The sequence below is a fragment of the Cellulophaga sp. genome (assembly GCF_039943695.1).
GTDB lineage: Bacteria > Bacteroidota > Bacteroidia > Flavobacteriales > Flavobacteriaceae > Cellulophaga.
The window spans coordinates 1-1,480 of sequence record NZ_JBDVAA010000221.1 but is presented as its reverse complement, the minus strand read 5'-3'; the positions used below and the strand labels follow the sequence as shown (position 1 = coordinate 1,480).

Annotated in this window: 1 protein-coding gene; it reads right to left on the bottom strand. The window is 32.8% G+C overall.

What is annotated here, in order from left to right; translation table 11 throughout:
- Positions 1 to 1,480, bottom strand: a 1,480-nt coding sequence (locus tag ABJD66_RS16665; protein WP_348133764.1) for a VWA domain-containing protein, incomplete at both ends; no start/stop codon positions are given.

Below are 1,480 nucleotides of genomic sequence, written 5' to 3'. Positions count from 1 at the left end.
TAACTCTTTATCCGTTGCATTTACCAAGCGTATAAACTCTGCTCTATACCCTTGCTTATCTTCTCCTCTACCCTCTTGTGCTAACTTAATAATTGCACTTAAACTTGCATTATTTGTAAACTGAGATTTACGTAATTTAAGTCCAAATAAAGCAACTGCAGAAGCAAATTTAAAATCTGCAGACATTACTGTTTCTTCATTTTTTTGAATGTGAACCATTTCTACACTTTTATTAGAATTTGGTTTTTTATACCTAAACTTAACCGTAAACAACTCATCTTTATAGTTAGCTGTAGCTTCTGTATTTGTATACTTTAACTCTGCTACATCTTTTACATAATCACTTTTTACGCCAACGGGAACTACCTCGTAAAGAGCAGTAACTTTATGTCCGCTTCCTAACTCACCAGCATCCTTAGTATCATCTACAAAATCTTCATCTGCCAAAAGTCTATTTTCATAACCAATTAAGCGGTATGCTTGTACTTTAGCAGGATTAAATTCAACCTGAATTTTTACGTCTTTAGCAATAGTATATAATGTACCCCCAAACTCTTTACCAAATACTTTTTGTGCCTCTTGCATAGTATCTATATAAGCGTGGTTGCCATTACCTTTATCAGCAAGAGTTTCTAACTTAGAGTCTTTGTAATTACCCATACCAAAGCCAAGTACAGATAAAAACACACCAGATGCTCTTTTTTCCTCTATTAGCTTTTCCATATCGCTATTACTAGACGCACCAACATTAAAATCGCCATCAGTAGCAAGTATTACCCGGTTATTTCCGTTCTTTTTAAAATTCTTCTCTGCTAATTTATACGCCAATTGAATACCTTGTCCACCAGCAGTAGAACCACCAGCTTCTAATTTTTGCAATGCATTTATTATTTTTTCTTTTTGATTTCCATTAGTTGACTCTAAAACAACTCCTGCAGCACCAGCATATACAACTATAGCTACTTTGTCTTTTTCTCTAAGTTGATGCACTAATAATTTAAAAGCAGATACCAAAAGTGGTAATTTATTATGGTCTTCCATAGACCCCGAAACATCTATTAAAAAAGTTAAATTAGAAGCTGGTAATTCTTCATTTAAATACTCTTTTCCTTGTAAACCTATACGAACCAATTGTGTTTGTATATTCCAAGGCGTTTTAGCTACATCTGTAGATATAGAAAATGGATGCTCGTCTGTTGGTTGTGGGTAATCATAATCAAAATAATTAACCATTTCTTCAATCTTAACAGCATCAAAAGGAATATTTTCTCCGTTATTTATCATTCTTCTTATATTACTATAACCAGCTTTATCGACATCTATAGAAAAAGTAGAAAGCGGATCTAGTGTAACTTTTTTAAACTGACTTTCTGATAACTTAGCATATTCTTCATCATAATTAATTGTACTAGTATATCCTTTTGTTGTAATAATTACGCATCCATTTTTACCTGCTTCACCAAACAAAACACTTGCCTTA